At 37.6% G+C, this 21533-nt stretch carries 10 protein-coding genes; all 10 read left to right on the forward strand.

The window, feature by feature from the left end:
* The first annotated feature begins 57 nt into the window (after positions 1–57).
* Positions 58–3318: a protein DpdE gene (gene dpdE / locus ACFVVF_RS12250; protein ID WP_387809373.1), complete on the forward strand. Its 3261-nt coding sequence runs from the start codon at positions 58–60 to the stop codon at positions 3316–3318.
* Entirely contained in the window at positions 3315–5831 is a 2517-nt protein-coding gene (dpdF, locus tag ACFVVF_RS12255) for a protein DpdF (protein ID WP_387809376.1), read from the forward strand. Before dpdE ends, dpdF begins: the two co-directional genes overlap by 4 nt.
* Positions 5828–6697 carry a protein DpdG gene (gene dpdG, locus ACFVVF_RS12260; protein ID WP_387809379.1) on the forward strand — a complete coding sequence of 290 codons (870 nt, stop codon included), beginning with the start codon at positions 5828–5830 and terminating at the stop codon, positions 6695–6697. The genes dpdF and dpdG overlap by 4 nt, the downstream gene beginning before the upstream one ends.
* Positions 6694–9789 (forward strand): protein DpdH, encoded by a 3096-nt coding sequence (gene dpdH / locus ACFVVF_RS12265; RefSeq protein WP_387809382.1) that lies wholly within the window; start codon positions 6694–6696, stop codon positions 9787–9789. Before dpdG ends, dpdH begins: the two co-directional genes overlap by 4 nt.
* Positions 9790–9802: 13 nt before the next feature.
* The gene (locus tag ACFVVF_RS12270) at positions 9803–10507 is read left to right on the forward strand and encodes a hypothetical protein (RefSeq protein WP_387809385.1); all 705 of its coding nucleotides are present in this window, start codon (positions 9803–9805) and stop codon (positions 10505–10507) included.
* A gap of 55 nt (positions 10508–10562) precedes the next feature.
* Positions 10563–15134, forward strand: coding sequence for a protein DpdJ (dpdJ, locus tag ACFVVF_RS12275; protein WP_387809388.1), 4572 nt, complete (start codon positions 10563–10565; stop codon positions 15132–15134).
* Entirely contained in the window at positions 15131–15643 is a 513-nt protein-coding gene (dpdK, locus tag ACFVVF_RS12280) for a phospholipase D-like domain-containing protein DpdK (protein ID WP_060862738.1), read from the forward strand. The genes dpdJ and dpdK overlap by 4 nt, the downstream gene beginning before the upstream one ends.
* Positions 15644–18478 (forward strand): hypothetical protein, encoded by a 2835-nt coding sequence (locus tag ACFVVF_RS12285; protein WP_387809392.1) that lies wholly within the window; start codon positions 15644–15646, stop codon positions 18476–18478.
* A 117-nt stretch (positions 18479–18595) separates the two neighbouring features.
* Positions 18596–19507, forward strand: coding sequence for an HNH endonuclease (locus ACFVVF_RS12290; RefSeq protein WP_387809395.1), 912 nt, complete (start codon positions 18596–18598; stop codon positions 19505–19507).
* Entirely contained in the window at positions 19504–21513 is a 2010-nt protein-coding gene (locus ACFVVF_RS12295; protein WP_387809398.1) for an AAA family ATPase, read from the forward strand. Before ACFVVF_RS12290 ends, ACFVVF_RS12295 begins: the two co-directional genes overlap by 4 nt.
* Positions 21514–21533 lie beyond the last annotated feature (20 nt).

Below are 21533 nucleotides of genomic sequence, written 5' to 3' on the forward strand. Positions count from 1 at the left end.
TTTTCACCAGTTTGTGAATGGATACTAGATTTCAATTTTCTACTTGGAGGCAGTTGAATGTCCAAAATCTACGTAGGTTCATTTGTTAAGGTGAATTCAAATTTTATGGGAATCGGGAAACTATGTGCTATCTCCACAGATAAAAAAACAGTTGAGGTAACCTATTTTCACTCAATTAATAAACAAACGAGTGCTTGGTTTCCTGTGCTTGATATTCAATCAGTAGCATTGGAACACCAGACGAGATGTTACTACTATGATACGGAAAAAGAAGAATGGAAGATGGGGAGAGCTCTTCGAAAAATTGATGATGAGTACGAAGTTGATTTTCCAGATACATTTTCTACATATATTCCTGAAAATGAATTGAATGTTCGATGCGCTGAGTCTACCTCGAATCCTATGGAAGTGTTATCAATTCTAGGACAAGAAACATCTTTTTTTTATCAGAGACGCCATTCATTTTTACAGATGTTAATAGAACAGCGTGCAGTTGCTAGTGGTATGACGGGACTGATCTCCTCGGGCATTGAAATACTGCCTCATCAAGTTCAAGTGATTCGCCGCGTCTTGGAGGATCCTATACCTCGATACTTACTTGCTGATGAGGTCGGAATGGGGAAAACCATCGAAGCAGGAGTTATTCTTCGTCAGAAGCTTTTGGATTATCCAAATCATCAAGCACTTATTTTGGCTCCTACTTTTTTGTTAACCCAGTGGGAAGAAGAATTAACACAGCGTTGTCTAATTGAACAGTTCCCTGGGCGCATTCACTTTGCTGGGCTGGAATCTTTTGATAATAAATACATCACCATACCAGACATTATTATTGTAGATGAGGCACATGAACTAGCAAGAATGGCCTTCTCTAAGGACCCTATTAAACAAAAACGCTACGACACTGTAAAAAATATATGTCATAGTGCCAAAACATTGCTTTTGTTATCGGCTACTCCAGTGCTAAACAATGAATGGGAGTTTTTATCTATGCTGCATATTTTGGCTCCTGATCAACACCGCTTGGAGGATATTGATGCTTTTAGGTACAAGTTGGATAAAAGACAAGAAGTAGGTAAAAGTCTCTTGTCTTTCCGGGAGGAGACGCAGCCGTTCTTAATTAAGCGACGGATTGAGAGTTTTCGAATGCTCTTTAGTGAAGATAAAATGTTACTGTCGTTATTAGACGAATTAGAAATATCATTAGATCCTGAGCATGAAGGAAACCGGAAGGAATTGATACGTCGAATACGGATACATATATCAGAAACCTATCGATTACATCGTCGGATGCTTCGCAATCGGAGAGATAATATTAAATCCTTGTTTCAGTATCATAGAGGAGAGTTACCGGTTATGGAAGAATGGGATCTGGATGAAAGAACGGAAGAGATTCATCTTATTTTGGATGACCATCGTATAGAATCGTGGGCAGCAGAGAGAGAAGTATGGGAGGATGAAGATGCTGTCACTTCCCCTCGTCTTAGTATTTGGATGTCTCTTCTTGAAGCGGTATGCACTGATGAAAATCTACTTCGTGATGTAGTTATAATTCGTAAAGAACGAAAACTAATAGAAGATATGTCTGATATCTTCAGTGAAATTAATTTGCAGTATCTTGTTGAGACTCCGCATTTCGAGGGAGAACCAGAAATGTTGGATCGCCTATTGAGAGTATTAGCTTACTCAAGTGAAATGGGGGATAAAAATCAATTACTAGCTACAATGATTCAACATACTCAAAAACGGGCACAACACAAAAAAATGTCCCCTCGTAAAATTGTAGTATTCACTCAACATACTCGTGTCTGCAAGCATGTTACTCAATTTTTAAAAAAAGTATTTGGTGATAAAGCTGTAGACGGCTATTTTATGGGATTGAAAAGAGAACAAATTGAATTAGTTACAACTAACTTTCGTGATAAAAGCGAGTGTCAAATACTCGTGTGTGATAAAACAGGTGAAATTGGTCGTAATTTTCAGTTTGCTGATGAAATGATTCATTACGATCTGCCATTCGCTCCAAATCAATTGGAACAGCGCATAGGACGGCTTGATCGTTTAGGGCGTAATAAGCCATTTCGAATATCAGTTCTAACTGGACCTGATACAGAAGTCAATTATCAGTGGGGATGGCATCGATTTTTGAAAGAGGGCTTAAATATTTATAACGATTCAATATCATCTTTGCAATTTTTTATTGATGCTATCCTGCCTGATGTTTTACGTAATCTTTATATGAATGGGTTGCCAGGGTTAGAAAAGAGTATAGAGGGAATGCACACTAATATTCATGATGAGAAAGTGCGAATTGCTGAACAACAGATTATTGATGAAATTGATGTTTATGAGCAACAGGCAAGTGATTTCTTTGATCAATTAGTTCTTTACGAAAGTAACCCAGAGAGAATACAGCAATCAATTGAGCCTTGGGTATGTGAAGCCATGAGATTTAAAAAAATTGAGAATGGAGGCCAAATTATCTACAAGCCTGCTTCAGGCACGCTTTTACCTACGCAACATTTGGTTGCTCTGAATGAACAAATGGAAAGACCAGGTTGTTTTGATCGTGAAATAGTCATTAAAAACAACAACAACAAATTGTTCCGTCTGGGAGATCCATTCTTTGATGTACTTAGTGGGTATTTACGTAAGGATGATCGCGGTCAAAGCTATGCATTTTGGAGGAAAGTAAAGTCTTGGACACAAGATACAGATTGGCTGGGCTTTCGCCTCCATTACATTGTAGAAGGGGATCTTAAACCTTTAATAAATTTATTGGAGGCAAGGGGTCTCCGAGTGGATTTAAAAGTATACCAGAGACTATTGGATAAGTTTTTCAAACCTACTTATGTTGAAGTTATACTTGATTATCAAGGTAATAGAGTAGATGACGAACATGAGTATTTGCTGGCTGGATCCTATTGTGATGTAGAAGACGGTGGAACGGATACGAGTATAATAAAAGATAGATTACAAGTAATACGTGATACTTTTTCGACAAAGCAATGGCAGAAGATATGTGCTATGATTTCATCCCAGTCGCTCCAATATTTAAATGAAGACCCTGAATTTATTGAGGAGTGTCGAACAAAAGCGGAAATTGCAACTGCCCATTTCAATTATTTAAAAGTTCAAATGGAAATGAGAAAACTGTTCGAAGGTGATTTGGCGAATTGTGACAAATTTGATGAGGAGCAGTATGAAGCTCTAGTCCAGGGTATTAAGCAACCCCAAATTCAGTTGGATTCGGCAGGATTTATAATTTTATCAGGAAGGGAATTGTTAAAGACTAGAAAAAAAGGAGGGAGAACATTTTGAACGAATTTGATGAACTGCAAGAATGGATTCTCAATGGAAGCTTCAACTTTGAACCAAGTAATCCCTTTATTATAAGACTTGTTAAGGCAATCAAGAGTGGTGCCGTTGGAATGGACATAGCAGCTCTGATTCGAGGTGTTTTACGCTATGAATCTGAAATAAATGAAGGGCGACGCATATTATTGCGTGTCCCTCGCGGGGCCTACTGGCCGAATGAATTAATGTATCAATTAGTTGGAATCGTTATATTTGATGAAAAGCAGGATTCGTACTTAGTGTGTGCCGAGACTTGGTTGCCTAAATGGCTCCCACAAGCCGAAGAAATAGGTCCCGAAAGGCCGTTGTTTGCTTTGAAACCACGTAATGAGATGAAGGAAGTAGAAGGAGACCCATTTTTAGAGGAAGTCAATAGACTAAATTACCGATGTAGTGCACAACGTGCCGCGGTGCGCACTATTCTTACTTCACCTCAAGATGCAACAATATTATTAAACCTGCCTACTGGAACTGGAAAAAGTCTGTGTGGTCAATTGCCAGCCCTTCTTTACTCTAGACAAAATGGCGTTACGCTCGTCGTTGTACCGACCGTCGCACTAGCTTTGGATCAGGAACGTGCATTAATGCCGCTGATTAATCGGCCATCTGCATATTTCTCTAGCAGTTCAAGACAAAAAGAAAATAAAGAAATTCAAGCAGCAATTATGGATGGAACACAACGAGTCGTATTTGCTTCTCCTGAAAGTGTACTTGAATCATTAGATTATTCACTGCAGATTGCTGCTGAGCGTGGTTATTTCAAAATGTTAGTCATTGATGAAGCACATATTGTTTCAGGCTGGGGCGAGGGATTTCGCCCTGCTTTTCAAGAGCTTGCAGGATGGCGCAAGATGATGTTGCGTCATTCAGTTACTCCATTCCGTACGTTACTACTTTCTGCAACTGTGACCGAAGATTGTTTGGAAATATTACAAGTTCTATTCGGTAGTCCTGTGCAACTTCAAATGTTCTCATCGGTAACTCTTCGACCAGAACCGGCTTATTGGATGACCAAGTGTTTAAGTAGAACTGAGAAAATTAATAAGATGTTGGAGGCAATCCAAAGGTTACCGCGTCCTCTTATCGTTTATACCACTGAGGTTAAGGATGCCGAAGATTTATATGCTGCAATTCTGGCAGATGGATACAAACGAATTCGTGTTTTTCATGGAAATACAGGGCAAGGTGATAGAGAAGCGATTATTCAAGCATGGAGCGAAAGGCAGTTGGATATCGTTGTTGCTACATCAGCATTTGGGCTGGGCGTTGACCAAGCGGAGGTTCGTGCGATTATCCATGTCTGTATTCCCGAGAGCATAGACCGCTTTTATCAAGAGGTAGGCCGTGGTGGGCGAGACGGGAATGCATGCCTCTCACTTCTAATTTATGATGAAGAAGATGTTAGCCGTGGAAGAAGAATGAGTGCCGCTCAGTTGATTGGGATAGAAAAAGGCCGTCTTCGTTGGGACCGGATGTTTGCACGAAAACAGCAACTTCCAGGGGAAATAAATACTTTTCTATTCACGATTGGTAAGCGCTCCAAAAGAATTAATGGCAGAAATGATTATAACGAACAGTGGAACCTTCGTATTTTAACAATGATGTCTCGTATGGGGGTAATTGAATTTGATTGGGGAGTAAGAGGGCAACCTTCGGATTCAAATGATAAAATTTTTCGAGTTGTGCGGATTTTAAAACATCATCATCAAGAAGAGAGTTTCTGGAATGAGGTGGAAAATTACAGAAAGTCGAGCAGAAGAAATGATAGAGAAGAATTTGATCTTATTGATAGATTATTGAAAGGCGAAGAATGTGTTTCTGATGTGTTAAAAGACCTCTATTCTATTAGTGGTCATGCTGATGGAATAGATACAAAAAATTCTGTCACCGCTGTACCGGCTTGTGGAGGATGTCCGACATGTCGAAGAGAGAACAGGCTTCCTAGAGGAGTTCCAGGTGTATCATACCCGCTTCAATGGCCTGCAGAAAACACTACAACAAAATTACTGCAAAGATATTTGGACCCTGTCCAACATCAGTTGTTATTGTTTAAGGAAACAAAAGGAAGTTTGCAAAATACGTACAGCATGCGAGAAAAACAAAATATGTTTAGGACCATCCAATGGTTTCTACATCAAGGAATACGTCATATCGTAGCAGATTCAAATTGGATTCAATGGATAAAGGAACATGAAGCGATGTCAAGACGTCATATTTTCTTTACATCTTCTTTAAATGAACATACACGTCTTGCACGTATGAAGTGGCAGTTACCTACACTCGTTATTAATGAACAGCCAGAAGATTCAGTAAATGTTTTTCGTTGGATGGCGCAGCCAACCGCCAAGGAACACCCTGTTATTTTTATAGTTTCGAACACAATGGAGAATCCATTGCGTCCTGCAACGATGTTGCAAAATACCTCGAATATACGATTTTATCAGTATGATGTTTTTAGACAGGAGGTTGGAATATGAGTTTGATTAAAACACCTGAGGCATCCCCAGCACGTATATACGCTATTTATGCACTGATGGCTCAAATGCATGGGCAACGATTAGAAATTGATTCACTAAAGAAGATGATTATGCCGGCTGCATTTGCTTCTCCAAATTCCGAGCGTACTGAAACAGATTTTATTGGGAAAACAATTCCTGAGATGATCTCACTTGGACTTATGAAGCAAGAGAATAATTTCCTTGAAATAACTGATACATCAATTTCAAAGGGATCATTATCTTTCGAAGTAGCTATTCAACTGCCGCATGTCATTAGAAAAAGAGCCTTAGTTTCAGAGGAGGGACAAAATGAAGATTTAGGCAGAATCATTGCATGGTACTTGACACAGAACCCATATCGGGCTCCTGGTAGTTGGAAAGAAGTTGAGGAAGCTTTGTTAAAGCAATTAAAAGACAAAATGGAATGTTCTAGTGATGCACGTTACGGTCAGTTTGAGGATTGGTCTCTTTATTTAGGCTTTACTACTCGCATATGGAAACAACTGATGCCAGACCCTACAAAAGTAATTCGGCACCTTCTACCCGAGCTATTTCATGACAGTCGAACGCATTTTATAGATACGATTGTTCATAGATTGGCAAAGTTATGCCCCGTATTCGAGCATGGAAGTTATCGAGAAAAGATGAAGAATACCTATGGCACAGAAGCACTACTTGCAGGTCACTTATCGCAAACAACTTCTTTTGCTTGGCTAAGATTACAAGATGAAGGCGTAGTTGATTTGAGAATGAGATCAGATGCAGACGTCTACATATTAACAGTACAAGAGCAAAAACACCGTTATTCTGAAATAACATGGAATGGAAAGGAGGACGAGATTTGAAGCCGTTGTTATGTTGGCAGACGGAGCAGGTATATAAAGTGATGGATAAAGATGCGCTGCATGTTCAGCAGCACTTATTTCTCGCTACCCACCATCCAATTAAGATGTACAAACAGACTGCAAGTCCAAAAGTTCACGACAAAGGTGCCCCGTACGATGAGGCGACTTTTTTAAATAACTTTACGTCTGGTAAAGATCAAACTTTTGTTCCTATTCTTGGAGAATCAGGAACGGGAAAATCACATCTTGTTCGCTGGTTACATGCAAAGATAGATAAAGAAGGCCGTAAGGTCCTGCTTATTCCTAGGTTAACAAACCTTAAAGAAATCATCCTTATGATATTGGAGGATCTTGAAGACCCTATATTTGAGGAGTATCGGCAACGTGTGCGACATTCAGTGGGCAATATAACGTCCGAACAAGCAAAAGAAATATTACATAACAACATTACTCTTTCGATTGGTAAGAACGGTAACCATGCGGTTGAACGTTTAACAGATGCTGAATTGTATCTCATGGAAAGTCTACCTCATCTATTTCGTGATCCTGCATTCATTCCCGAGTGGTTTAAAGAAGATGGTATTATCCATCAGTTGGCCGAACATATTGTTGGTGGTAACGGAGGCCGTTTAAATGAACGTCGAGAATTTACTATTCAGGATTTACCGATAAATCTAGCCTATATTAACCGTGCTAGTGAAGATACTAAGAGTGTTTATGGTGAACTTGTAGCAGATTATCCTTTACAGCAACAGGCAGTGGAATGGATTAATCAAAATTTGGATCAAGCAATTTCTACAATGCTCAGCTTGTCTAGCACGGATTTAGTGAAAATCATGAAACAGGTACGCATTGAATTAGCGGCTAAAAACATTGAACTTATTTTGCTCATAGAAGATTTTACTGTACTACAAGGCATAGACTATCAATTGCTTGATGCGCTTATCTATACATCTGCTAAAGGTAATGATACCAAAGCATTAGAAGATGAAGAAGACAATCTATGTAATATGCGCGTTGCTCTTGGTTGTACAACTGGGTATTTTCAAAGGTTCGAGGATACTGTCCTAACAAGAATATCCTTTAGGGTAACGCTTGATGTAGGGGAAGACTTAGTGCCACAGGAAGAGGTAGAGAGATTTTCTGCCAAATACCTAAATGCTTTGCGTACTCCTGAGCAAGATATTAGGCAGTGGGCTTTAGAGAAAGATAACACTAAGCCGTTGAGGTCTGCATGTGAGGACTGCACTTTTATTGAATCATGTCATGAAGCATTCGGACAATCAGATGGGATTGGATTGTATCCTTTCAACAAAAAGGCGCTTTACACAATGTACAAGAGAGGAACTAAAGAGGAGAACTTCAATCCGCGTCTCTTAATAGGAAAAGTATTGCGCTATATTGTAGAGAATTACGCAGAACCGATACGAGAAGGGCAATTCCCTTCATCGGCGTTATTCGACCATTTTGGCGGCAAGTCCATAAACCGACTCTCCACAATCGCTCAAAATGAAATAGAACGCCTTGATCCAGTTCATTATGACCGACGACTAGCTTTAATTGAATTGTGGACAGAAGAATACGAAGTAGTTGATTTCCATCCTTTTATTCATGAAGCATTCAACCTTCCTGCTCTACAAATTCCTAAAGCTTTTTTACAAGAGGAGGTAATAAGGCAACAAGCAAGCGGAGAATTTAAAGCTGATCAGGTGTCAAAAGATGAGTCTCCATTGAATGAAGGGCTTCTGGACAATAAGCAAAATCATGAACAGACAAGTGAGTTTAAATCAAGACCACTTGAAGTGGAATTACCGCAATCCATATTGGAACGCATACAGATACTCGATCAATGGGCTAATGGAGGATCTTTAAGTCAAAGTCATACACAAGCTATGCGTGATATTTTATTCGAGGCAATTAATAATTATATTAACTGGGATTTTGAGCAAATAAATGAGAAATGGTTTCAAGATAACGGCCTATGGTCAAAACGAAGTATTTATTTTGAATCTCAATCTACACAGCAAAAGCACGCCTTAGGTCAAATTCGTTTGAATTTACCGTTTAGGGAAAGTGAACGAAAAGATACGGCACTTACTCTTCAAGGATTGATCTACTACCAACATTATAAGCACTGGGAATTTAACAAAGGATCTGATTTTTTACGTTATTCTGCCCGTTATCTTGAACGATGGTGTTCTATGCTAATTAAGCAGATGCGTGAGATTCCTTTGAGTCATGAAGGATTTGACCCGCTTCCTCTGGCGTTGGATGTGCTCGCAATCACAGCCGCAATAGGGGGTGCCGTTAAGAATAATTCTCCTGAAGGTATAACTGAAGTACTGTTTAACCCTATCTCTATACCAAGCGGCGTAAGGACATCAGAGTGGACCAAATTACTCGAATTATTACTTCTTCATAGAGATGAAATAAAAAGTATAGCCTTAGCAAGGCTGTCTATTATAAAAGGTGAAACCACAAAGCGTGTGAGATTGGTAGATGCTTCAATCGTGTATAATCATGTTCTAAATTTGGAACTGAGTAATTTAACCTTACCTCCAGATGATAAGATAGGTGCATTTGACAAATTAATAAAATGCTCCGATATGTTAAAAAAGCAAGTATGTCAGGTGCTAGAGTCCGAGCAACAAGATAAATTGAAGTGGACTGAAAGAATGAAGGAAACCCTTGGGGACGCGTTGGACGGAAAGGTGACTGCTGTGCAGGTGAATCAAGCAATAAAAACGGCTATTTCATCTGCAACATTACGCGGAGATCAAAATGAAATACAGGCGGCCACGGCTGCTCTAGAAGCTAGATCCATCAGCAACTTGGTACGAGTTATTAGTGAAAATGAAAATAAACAAGGTTTAGAATTGGCAGTTTCTTTAGGTAAATTGCCTACGAAACATATATCTGATATTACAAGTAGCTTAACAGTAATAGAAAAATTTCTAGAGCAATCTACTAAAAAAGTTGAAAATGATCTGGTACAACTACAGGGCGATGAATCAGTGCAGGAAATTGAAAAAATTAGAAATGATATACAAAAAGATTTAGCTTTGGTTGAGTTAGCGTTAAAATCTTTTTGAAGGAGATGGGAAAATGCTTGCTGTAAAATCGGCAACATTTATCGAGTTAGTAGAGAGAAAAAAGTTATTAGAAGAGAATAAAGAACAAATTCAGTTGTTTAAAACACGTCACTTTGAACTTCGTAATGCCCTTATAGAATTAGCAAAGATCCGGTCTAAATACTTGTTAATGCGTGATGCGGGTATACCTTGTCCCAAATTTGGAGAGATACTTAGCCCGATCGAAGAAATAGCAAAACATAAACAGCAATTATTTATTGAAAATCCGCAGTTAGTTTTGGAGAAGACATCTTTCCAAACATTTATAAAGGCTATTATTACTACTGTGACATCAGTTTGCCAAGGGTTACTGCAAGAATGGAAAATATATATCGAAGGATTAATGCCTTATATACAGCAAGATACTTTAAATATATTCAAGAAAGTTCCGGCTTTCAAACGGGAAACTGAACTCATAGAGCAACATATGGCTTCATTACGAACTCATATGAACAACTTACCGATTGATAGTGCTGAAATCGAAAAATTGAAAGAAATGAGTAAAGTGCTGCATCAACTTTGGAAGAAGTTTGGTCAGGGGGACGTTCCCACGGAAGTATTACACTTTCTCAGGTTGGCAGGAAGTTCAACTGGAGCACCTTTGTCAATTTTAACAGAGGAGATATTGAACTGGCTGAATGAACATGGGATTTATAATGATTGCTCTATTAGGATTTAAACGTTAATTGCTCAACTAGAGAATTTAGCAGCATCTATTGAAATGAGGGACCTAGATGGACTGGAAGCAATTATTTTTGAATGAGCTAGAAGCAGAGGAAGCTAAATATCTTTCTTGGGGGTATGTGGAAGGATTCTTTACTGATGCTGAATTGACAAGTTTGGCCGAATCTTTTATTGAGAGGCATGAGATTCATGATCTCTCAGCAGAGGAACTAATAAATGCATTGCTTGAAGACTTGCATATCTCGATGTTGCCATCTAGAGATGGTGAAGTATGGCGAACGCGGATGGCGGAAACGGTTAGATTGATCGCACGTTTGAGGCAGTGGTTTCCTACAAAGGCATGGCAATCCTCTCCAACTTTGGTTGCCGATTTTCGTTTTCAGGAGAGGTTGCGTATTTATCCCAAAAGACATATTAAAGCCCAATCACTAATCGACACCACTAAAGAATTATTAAATTCATTAGAGGCTGATGTGCTTCGTTATTTCTTGGAAGGCAAGGGCTCTGATTATAAGTTGTCTGACTTTCAGCAAGAAGCTGCTCTTCAAATGTTTAAAGATCTTCAAGATGAACAGTCTCGAGGCTTTATCGTGACAGCTGGTACCGGGACTGGTAAGACATTGTCGTTTTATTTGCCAGCTTTAACGTGGATTGCTGCGCGCATTGATATTACAAATTGGATAAAAGCAGTTGCCTTATATCCAAGAAATGAACTTTTAAAAGATCAGTTTATGGACACTTTTAAAGAGGTTCTCGAATTAAATAAAATGAAATCTTTGGAACGTCCTATCTCAATTGGTGCAGTATTTGGAGACACACCTACTAATCAAAATCAGGTAAAAAGTAAATGGAAAATGACAGCGCAAGGCTATGTCTGTCCATTCCTGAAATGCCCTGGTTGCAAAAGTGATCTAATTTGGAGTAAGTCAGATCATGATAGTAATCTCGAACGACTAATTTGTCTTAAGAGAGAATGTAATACTGTTATTGAGGGTGAAGTTTTACCGTTAACCAGAAAAAAAATGCGTAGAAACCCACCAGATATTTTATTTACAACAACGGAAATGATGAATCGTTATATGAGTGATCATAATTATGGCTCGCTTATTGGAATTGGTACATCTCAACCTCCTCGAATTGTGTTAATTGATGAGGTTCATACCTATACTGGAACGCATGGTGCACAAGTTGCATTGTTATTACGCAGATGGCAGCATGCGCTAGGTGGAGTGCCGCTTCAATTTGTTGGCTTATCCGCAACATTGCGGGATTCAGGTGACTTTTTTAGCCAGTTAACAGGGCTGACTCGCTCCAAAGTTGCTGAAATTGATTCATCATATGGTGATACTGAAGAAAAGGGAAAGGAGTACCAGTTGTTACTACGTGGAGATCCGGCATCGGGTACTTCGTTGCTCTCAACAACAATTCAGACAGCTATGCTACTGCGTCGAATGTTAGATAGAACACCACCAGATGGGAAGGGCACTACATTTGGTTCAAAATTGTTTTTATTTACGGACGACTTGGATGTTACCAATAGGCTATTTCACACACTTCTTGATGCTGAAGCGAGAGCTACCAATCAGAACAATTATCCAATAAAACTTGACCGAGATCCACTTGCTGCTTTACGGAGTCACAATAATGATGAGGCAAAACAACGAATGCAGAATGGGCAATCATGGTTATTTGCTGAAGATATCGGTCACGACTTGGCCCAATCTTTAATTGTTGGAAGGACCAGTTCACAGGATACAGGTGTGGATCCAAAAGCGGAAGTTATTATAGCTTCTCCCTCACTTGAAGTGGGTTTCAACGATAAATTAGTTGGAGCAGTTATTCAGCACAAAGCCCCACGTGATTTGGCTTCATTTGTACAGAGAAAAGGACGTGCTGGTCGGGACCCAGATATGCGTCCATGGATGGTCACTGTCTTATCTGACTTTGGCCGAGATAGATACATGTATCAAAGTTATGAAACACTGTTTCAACCTGTTCTAGAGAGACAAGAGTTGCCAATTATGAATCGTTATGTGTTGCGGATTCAAGTTGTTTTTGCTTTTATGGATTGGATCGCTTATGAATTAAGGCAGGGAAAAATTAAGGTAGGAAGCCTGTGGCAAATGTTTGCACAGCCTCTTGATCAAAGCCATCAAGATCAGTATCAAAAATCACGGGGAGAAACACGTAAATTAATCAAGAAAGTGATAGATGATAGTTCATTGCGGGCTAGAATGGAAACTTATATTCGGAAAGCATTGAGTATAACGCAGCAAGATGTTAGAGCTATTTTATGGGATCCGCCTCGTTCACTTATGTTAGAGGTTCTTCCGACGCTGCTTAGGCGGTTAGAAACGAATTGGGGGGTAGTAGGAGATTCTCGTGCTAAAGAGACACACATATCTAATCATCCACTACCAGAGTTTGTGCCATCAACGTTATTCAGTGAACTTAGTCTGCCAGAGGTCAGCATTGTTCTGCCTTCTGATAAAGTTGAAGATCAATCAATGGATATTCTACAGGCGTTGAACACTTTTGCGCCAGGACGAGTATCTAGAAGGTTTGGAATCGATCATAGTAGAGAAAGTCATTGGATTACCCCGCCTACGCTTAAACCGAGTGAAACTGGAGAGTCATCAGAGTTAATGATCTCAACGTTTTGCAATGAAGACGAATATCGAATTCTTGGCATTTTTTCATATATTAACAAAGACGGTAGTGTTGTTGAACTGCCAGTAATCCGACCGTGGAAATTGAAACCAGCACAATCTAATTTTAATGTTGATACTAAATCTAATGCTCATTTGGTTTGGAAGTCTCAGATATTTCCGTCTGTACAAGTATTTATTGAAAATGAAGAAAACACACCCTCTGATGATGGCGAATACGGTAGAGATGTAGAAGTTCCTACAGGACTATATTGGTCATCTCTTTTGAAGGATATTCGGTTTTTTACACATGATACATTTAGCGCTGTTACAGTAAGAAGGTTCGCTATAGGTTCGGAAGCATCTGTAAGATTAGTCACTCAATCGGATCCGGTGCAACTTTCTATTCGATTTGGTTTAGAGCCTGGAAAAGCGGCGGCTTTAGGATTTGTCCAACAAGTTGATGGTATTCGCTTCGAATTGATGAATGTTCCAGATACTATTATTTCATCTTCTGATTTAAATACTGCAAAACTTCGATCATTTAGGACAATGTATTTTCAGCATTCTGTTATGAATGATCCATGCTTAATGGAACAAGGGAACATGTTTGTGCTGGAACGTATGGCGGAGATCTACCTGTCTGCTTTGTTACAAATTGCACTAATCAATGACCTCTCCTTAACAGAAGCTTGTGACTATATTCATTCAAATGATTTTCCAAAGATAATGAATAATGTGATGCATGTTATTTTTCAAGTATTAGAAAAGGAAGAGATCTCTGATATTGAAGAGGAGGCTCATTATCAACGGACTCATCTCAAGTTAAAAGCTTTATTCGAGATCCCATTAATAGGCGAAAGATTAAAATCATTAGCAGTTATTCTTTGGTCAGAGGAAACAGAAGACTGGAAAAAATGGGCTGAAAAACGTTGGATCGCTACGTTAGGTGAAGCAATATTGGCAGCATGTTTAGAAATTGCTGGTCCTCATCGTAATGGTGAATTGCTTCTCGATATTGGTGGTGGACCTCAAAGACAAGATGACGGAAGTTGGTTGGATAAAGATCAAGAAATCTGGGTTACGGAAACAATTGAGGGTGGGAGTGGTATTATCGAGGAGATTATTAAGCAGTATCAAAGAGATCCTCGGAGGTTTTTCAGATTAATAGAAAGTTCTCTTACACCGTCTGATGCCGAAATTGTTCATAGTGAGCTGTCACGTATAATCAAAGAAACCCAGATAAATGAAGAACTTCAAAGTCAACTTTACGAGTTCCGTAACGCTAATGGATATAAGGAAACTACTAAAGCGGTAGAGGGAATTAAGAAAGTTATGGAGCGTTCTGGAATATTAGTAACACATTCTGTGATGAATGGGCTATTTAACCGTCTGCTAAGACCTGGAAGTAACCAACAGACTGATTGTTTTATGTTCGAGTTATTACAGTTGTGGGAGAGAGAAGAAAGTAGACTTGGTATCGAAATGGATGCTCGTGTCTTTGCTTATGTCTCTAGTGTAGATAGTGGGAAGTCAGCAAATTTAATATCAGCACTTGATCACATTGATCCTCGTGCATCTGATGATGTTAATTGGAGATTTAATGTGATTTACGGCATGATTTGGCCAAGAGGTTCACAAATACGTCGTAGAGCATTAGAATCATACAATCCATTTAAGTCTCCGGTTCCGACGGATCGTGAATTATTGTTGGATACAGTGAAACTCCACAAACGTGTCGAATATTGTACAACTAATTGGAGAGATCTGATGATAGAATTCCTTATCTCATATGGATCTGTTCAGTTGCTTGTTCCGCAGGATAACAAACTAGAAATCAATGACATTATTTTAAGTCTTACTGCAGCACCTCTTGATCTAGGCTTTTTACATTCTTACCCTCGAGTAGAAGGAATCACGAGAGACAATGGAATGTTTATCATTTATTTTGAAATTCGGGAGGCACTTTTATGACACGATATATATATACCAATGCTGCTTCTCGAGAGATACCGGATTTATTACAAAGCATCCTTGTCGCTGAATTAATTAGGCCGAGCCGTTGGCTCTTCCTTGCTTCACCATGGATTTCAGATATTCCAGTCATTAATAATAGAGCTAATGAATTCATGTTACTAAATCCAGAATGGGCTCGGAAAAACATTACTTTTACTGATGTCATTGTGGAGTTAATGGAGAGAGGAACTGAGTTTTTTCTTGAAACACGCCCAGTTAAATCAAACCAGGATTTTATAGATAATATTAAAAGGAAGACTACCAAACCATGGAATAACCTTCATCAAAATGCTGTTCTTCATCGTAAAGGGTTGTTAGGGGATGGTTACTTTTTGAGTGGATCGATGAACTTTACTAATAACGGAATTACTACACTTGAAGAGTTTGTCCAATATACGGTTGATCCATCTGAAGTTTCAGAGAACAGAATTGTATGGGGACGATCATGGGGGAAGGGGGGAGAATAAATGTTATCTCAGATAGCCCAGGATTTTCTAAAACGATTTTATGCATTACCCAATTTGCTCATATGGGACAAAATCAATACTGGTGACTATGGAGACAGATTTAAACCATATTTAGCTAGATTAGAAGGAGAATATCCTTCATTTACAGTATTGCCTTACATGGAGCAAGATAAATCATTCACATGGTTTGCAATCGCTTTTAACGAAAACTCATTTACACAAGTGCGAGAAGTGATTCGTTCTTTTGTTGGAACCACATACAGCAGTATGGATTTTTATCAAGTAGATAATTTTAATCATATTCAAGATGAAAATGTTAGAAATTTTACTAATGGACATTTTTTTAAATTTCGTGGAAACGATAAGGCCATTGGGCAGAAGGTTCAAGATTTATTTCGTCTGCTCCGAGAACGACCAGAACGCGGAGTAAGTATACCGATTGACCCAAGTCCGCTATTAAGAACTTTTGAGCTAGCTTTACAGGCCGGTGAACATGGTCTTGCTGAAGCACAAATAGTAATTCTAGAACGGTATAACTTAATTGATCCTCGTAATGCATTGTTTATGCGAATTGAAATGTTATCAAGATTAAATTGTTGGCAAGACATTTTGAAACATCCACAAATGGAAGATTTATTAAAAGCTCCACGACCGGCCAGAGTAACTGAGGGGATCATTCGTTCGGTGTACTCGGTGTATCTAGAGCCGTTGGAGTCTGATCCTGAAAGTATGAAAAAAGTATTTAGTGAAGAAATTTGGCCTGAATATCAATCATTGTTTCGAGTTCGAGGTTCCCTAACGCATCCTCATGTTTTAACGTGTTTCATGCTACGCTCGACTATGCCTGAGGAACCATTGCATGAATTGCACAATGAAATATTGACATTGGTTGCTGGACAACCGATTGAACCGTTAATTCAATTATTAGCAAATAGACCTATTTCTATAACAGCGCCTTTAGGAGTAACGGCATCTACTTTAGAGGAAGTAAAAGCTCTAGTGGATAATAGTAGATATGAAGAAGCATTTAAGTTAGCTGTGCAATTTCCTTTGTCAAAAGAAAAGATTCAGTTATTGCTAATATGTGCTTATGAACTTCAAGATCTGACCGTAGATAAACAAGTAGTGGATTCAATATCGCAGTCAGCAATAATAGATTGGCAATCAATACTAACTACCAGACATTTGCGCACCTGTTACGAATATTTATATCCTTCAAATCACAAAAAAACTAATATAAACCAATCAGTGGTTAGTGGTACGCTTCCGGGATCATGGAATGAATGGTTTGATAAAATAGAGGATATTGATCTTAATCAGGCAACAGTACTAGCGAGACGAGGGGCCGTGGAATGGCGTCGAGATGGATTTCTGGATAATTACACTGAAATGGAGAAGTTTAATAGTTTTTTGAAAAATAGAAAAAAGACAACACAAGATACATTAAACTTATCAATGTTATACTTGTTGCGATTCTTTTCTGAAGACCCACAATGGCCACGTGAAGAATTAAAAGATACTTATGGGGAACTTCATCGAATATTTCTTTCTCGTATGCAGGGAACCCCAGAAGAAATGAAGATTTCGTCAGTTTGGCTGTACACACTACTTAGCTTAGGTTTGCCACAAGATCAATATCGAAGTTTATTTGAAGATTTAACTATGACTTGGAGAAAGTATGCATCTAGAGAGTATTTTAGCGCTTTAGTGCCAATTCTTAGTCAATCTGCTGATCTTCCTTGTCCAGATCTTTTATCCAGATGTAGACTTGTACATCAGGTTCAAGATCTGGCATCCAAAAATAAAAATTTTGGGGTAATGGAATGGGCAGAAATTGAAAGTAAATTAGTTCCAAAGGATTGGGACACATATTTTGGTTTGTTACACTCTGCCCAAAATGACTATCAGTTCTTGGCAGATTGGTGTGAGCAGATTCAAAATAAGGGTATAAATTGGACACCAACTTCAGCTCTAAGAGTCAACGATTATTTTATTAATTGGATTGTTGAAGAGCCTGAGCCTGTAAAGAGATCAATACTAGCCCGTGCTCTTTTACCTTTTGTTCGCTTTATTGTTCAATATCGTGATTTTCCAAGAATTGATGATGTTGATCTTTACGAAAACTTGGCTGAGGCTGTACGTATATTTGCCAGTAAGAATGAGGAAACGCTACAGGACTTAATTAAGCTCTTGGATGGTCTTTTACTTAAGAAACCGGGAGAAGCTGGTACACAATGGAGATACACCAAAGAATGGCTAACCTTTCAGCCTATTCTACGTTTGCTTTCTTCTGTATTTGATTGTATGGAATTATTCCGAGACTATGGCGTGCCGGGAATGGAAATCAGGCCCGTTTGGGATGAGTGGGTTGGCAGGCTATATGACAAGTTTGAAAAAGATATGGATTCATTGAGAGATTATCTGATTTTGCTTGGTGAGGAGGTATCTGGAAATTACGACGTGTTGGAACTGCTTCGTAAACAGGTTCAGGATGTTGCACAAGATAACAGAGATCCATTACTAAAATTGCAAAAGATGAAAATTACGATTTTCTCCTGTAGAGAGAAGGCAGCTAGTCGCGCGGCTGACCAAATAATGAAACGAAATTCCCTTATTACAGTTAATGTTTGTACGAGTGATCGAGCTACAGATCAAACGACGGCATATGCTAGAAATTCCGATCTATCAATTGTGGTTACGGCATGTATCTCCCATGCCCTAACGTATGGTATTAAAGACCATTTGTCGTATGAACCAATTTATCCGAGAAGTTCTGGAGAGGCGGGGATTATTGCACGAATTGAGGAGTACGCTATAAGTTTGAATGCGAGTTGAGTACAATAAATATTACAAAACTGAACTGAGTTATATACAGTTCAGTTTTGTTGTATGTCATTAGTGTGGAAATAATTACATAAAAAGTGGTGCATAGTATTGATCCAACTAAATTTCATGAAAAAAGATGTTAATGTTCGACAACAGATAGTAAAAAACTACTTTGAAAAATTGAGGGGGAGGTGCCAAGGCAGTTACATTAAAAATGTGAATAATTGGTGCGATATAAATTTGGACATTGACCATCTTTTTCCTGATAAACAAAATGAAAAGTTAATAACTTCTTTTGAGAAGGTTGTAACAGCCGATCTAACAAAACTGCTTTCCATTAGAGACTATATTGATACAAATAAAATCAAAATGACAGATGGCTTGAAGAACTATTTGTTAAAAACAGTGTACCAGTGTAATATAGACCGGCTTGCTTTTGTCCGGGACCTTGGAGTATCGGTTTGTCCCTATTGTAATCGAAACTTTATTAACAGCAGTTCAAGGAAAACAAGTTGTCAATTAGATCATTTTATTAATAAGAGCGATTATCCTATTCTATCAGTATCATTTTATAATTTAGTTCCCGTTTGTGGCAGTTGTAACCATAAAAAGGGTACTAAGGATTTTTCTTATTCTCCTTATGATAACACTATTGGAATAGATGACATGCTCACTTTCAGTTATGACATTAAAGGAGTCGAATACTTATCCGATTTGTCAAAGCTAGATATATTAATTGATTTAGGTTTAAACAAAATATTGGATAAAAATATAGAAATATTAGAACTTGAGGAAATGTATCAGATTCATAAAGATGTGGTTCAAGAATTATTAATAAAAAAAGAAATTTATACTGAAGAGTATCAGGAACAATTATTTCGAGAATTTGGGGGGGTATTCGCTTCAAAACAAGAACTTGAACAACTTATCATAGGAGCATATATTGACTCTGAGAACTATGGAAAAAGGCCGTTGTCCAAAATGATTTCAGATATTGGTAAAGAATTAGGAATAGTGAGAGGAAACAAAAAAATATGAAGTTACTTTATATGTATGTAGAATCACTAGGTGATATTTTTAGAGATATATTCTTCAACTTTTCCAGTGAGTATATAGTTGAATACGATAAATCTTGTAATAGAATATCGATTAAAAGCAATCCAAAGTATTTTATAAACTTCTATGGAAAAAGCATTTCAGATATTACAGCTATTGTTGGGAAAAATGGTTCAGGAAAAAGTTCAATTCTTGAAACCGTAGGAAGAGAAATGAAAGAAAGGATTGAATTATTAAAAATTGAAGAAATAGAAATAAAAGACCGGTATTTTATGATCTTTCATGTGGAGAAAGATATGTTTTATTTTGAAGGAGTAGGCATTATTCAACTTGAGAATATCATTAGCCGCGAGAATCTACCACAAAGAAATTCAGACATAGTCCGTAGTTTCTATTTTCGACAAAATGATTTAGGCAATTATACAATTGATGAAAATTATGTGAGAGAGATAAAAGATAGAATAATTTATATTAGAGATGATTTGATAAGGAGTTCAAGCAATAGCTATATTTATTTAAACTCAAATCATTCTAAATTTATTCCAAGGGTAACAGGGTCTGTTTTTTCATGGGTAGATTGGTATAACTTTTATTTAGATTTGTTTCAGAAAAAAGTTATTCAGAGTCCTGCTGTTCATATTCTTTTCAAAACATCAGAATATCTGCGAGCACTTGATGGAGGATTCTTTATTCAAGCAGTTAGAAAAAGTCCAGATCCGACCATTGGTGGAATAGTAGTGGTTGCAGAAGAATGGATGGATGATTTCTTTTCTCGTATGTTTTATTTATCATTGAACTCTATTATTGTTTCTGCTAATAAACTATTGACAGACGAACAAAGAGATGAACTACATTCCATCAATAGAAAATATGTTAGAAAGACCAGTTACATACTTAATGATTACTTGAAGGTATTTGATGAATACTCCGATGTGTTTAATAAGCGGAATCATGGGTATTCAGATGAATTCGGTCTGTTAACAGAGTATACTATTCGATTAAAAAAATATTTTCGAGCCCTTTATCAAGTGAAAAATCATATAATAACAGGTGTTGATGAGTTTAAATTGGTAATATCATCATCGGAAAAAAATGTTGATATACTAGATTTTTTTCATCATTATACAAAGTTAAGAGATTTTATTGTTTATCACTTTGATTATGATCGTATTGGTGAAGACATATTGGATGACACTGAGTCAAATAAGAGATATTCAGGTAAACATCTCGAGATCAAAATACCCTTTCAAATAGAGAGAATACAGCTTTCTACTGGAGAGAAAAAAATCCTAGAATTGCTCAGTACCATTGTCCATGAAATATATGAATCTACTGTAAGTCAACAGATTAGATTAATGAATAGAAAAATTAGAAAGAATATTATTGTTCTTATAGATGAGATTGAATCAACTATGCATTTAGAATGGTCTAGAAACTTACTTAATTATGTAACTTCTTATTTGGATGAGATGATTATCCCGGGTTACACTAGCGACATCAAGTATATTGAGTTTGGGATAAGTGTGCAGTTAATTATGACTACGCATTCTCCCTTTCTACTATCCGATTTGAATAAAGACTCAATAATCGCGTTAGAGTTTGTTGAAGGGAAGGTTTATAAGAGGGAATCTATTAAAGCATTTGCTCAAAATATTCAACGAATAATGAACAATGAGTTTTTTATAAAGGATTGCTATGGAACCTTTGCGCAAAATAAAATAGAGCAAATTATCAAATTATGTGATAAAAAACAACGATTAAGTAAAGATGAGAAAAAGAAGATAAAGTATGTTATTGAAGAAATAGGTGAACCGATTCTTAGAAAGAAGTTAGAAGATAAGTTCATGCAAAAATTAAAGGATGATTCGGACATACAAGATGAAGAAGTAGGGTTGTTGAGTAAAATTGAACAACTTTATGGAGGACTTACTCAAAGGCAGATCGTAGATAAAATAAGGAAAATATTGAATGATCGACCTGATGTTTGAATTGTTCAACTTATATGTTT

The organism is Paenibacillus sp. NPDC058174, assembly GCF_042883865.1.
GTDB lineage: Bacteria > Bacillota > Bacilli > Paenibacillales > Paenibacillaceae > Pristimantibacillus.

What these genes read in the sequence shown, in the direction of transcription:
- dpdE (WP_387809373.1), top strand. Translation starts at nt 58, where the DNA reads ATGTCCAAAATCTACGTAGGTTCATTTGTTAAGGTGAATTCAAATTTT.
- dpdG (WP_387809379.1), top strand. Translation starts at nt 5,828, where the DNA reads ATGAGTTTGATTAAAACACCTGAGGCATCCCCAGCACGTATATACGCT.
- ACFVVF_RS12270 (WP_387809385.1), top strand. Translation starts at nt 9,803, where the DNA reads ATGCTTGCTGTAAAATCGGCAACATTTATCGAGTTAGTAGAGAGAAAA.
- dpdJ (WP_387809388.1), top strand. Translation starts at nt 10,563, where the DNA reads ATGGACTGGAAGCAATTATTTTTGAATGAGCTAGAAGCAGAGGAAGCT.
- dpdK (WP_060862738.1), top strand. Translation starts at nt 15,131, where the DNA reads ATGACACGATATATATATACCAATGCTGCTTCTCGAGAGATACCGGAT.
- ACFVVF_RS12285 (WP_387809392.1), top strand. Translation starts at nt 15,644, where the DNA reads ATGTTATCTCAGATAGCCCAGGATTTTCTAAAACGATTTTATGCATTA.
- ACFVVF_RS12290 (WP_387809395.1), top strand. Translation starts at nt 18,596, where the DNA reads ATGAAAAAAGATGTTAATGTTCGACAACAGATAGTAAAAAACTACTTT.
- ACFVVF_RS12295 (WP_387809398.1), top strand. Translation starts at nt 19,504, where the DNA reads ATGAAGTTACTTTATATGTATGTAGAATCACTAGGTGATATTTTTAGA.